Annotated in this window: 1 protein-coding gene; it reads right to left on the reverse strand. The window is 73.7% G+C overall.

What is annotated here, in order from left to right; translation table 11 throughout:
* Positions 1–596: coenzyme F420-0:L-glutamate ligase (locus tag E2E34_RS34875; protein ID WP_138905788.1), on the reverse strand; the 596-nt coding region annotated here is incomplete at its 3' end.
* Positions 597–687 lie beyond the last annotated feature (91 nt).

Here is a 687-nt window from a genome sequence, read left to right on the forward strand (position 1 = left end):
CCTCCCACCCAGTGCGAAAGCCCCCGCACCACGGCGACCGGCAGCCCCTCGGCCTTGCCCTTCACCAGGTCACCGGCCGCGGCCAGCTCGTCCGCCACGGCGACGACTGTCACGTTCAGCGGATTGCCGTACGTATCGGTCCCGCCCCGCAGGTCTTCGAGGACCCGCACCCCCGAGGCGCCGATCGCCACGTCGGTCAGCCCGTTGCGCCAGGGCCGTCCGAAGGTGTCCGTCACCACGACGCCCACGTCCACGCCGAGCGCGTCCCGCAACCCGTCCCGGATCAGCCGCGCCGACGCGTCGGGGTCCTCGGGCAGCAGCAGCACGGTCCCGGCGGCGGTGTTGGACGCGTCGACACCGGCCGCGGCCATGACGAGGCCGTGCCGGTTCTCGACGATACGAAGGGTGCCGCGCCGCGCGACCACGCGTATGGTCTCCGCGTCGATGGCCGCCTCACGGTCGGCCGCCGCCACGACGCGGCCCTCCGCCTTGCTCACGATCTTCGAGGTGACGAGCAGGATGTCGCCGTCGAGGAGCCCGGGCCGGGTGGCCGCGATCAGCTGAGCGATGTCGTCCCCGCCGCGGACTTCGGGCATCCCGGCGACCGCCCACACCTGAACACCACCAGGCTCACGCACCGAGCCCACCTCGACCGAGCCCACCTCGACCGCGCCCACGCCCCCCGAC

It is taken from the genome of Streptomyces albidochromogenes (assembly GCF_005981925.1).
Classification (GTDB): domain Bacteria; phylum Actinomycetota; class Actinomycetes; order Streptomycetales; family Streptomycetaceae; genus Streptomyces; species Streptomyces albidochromogenes.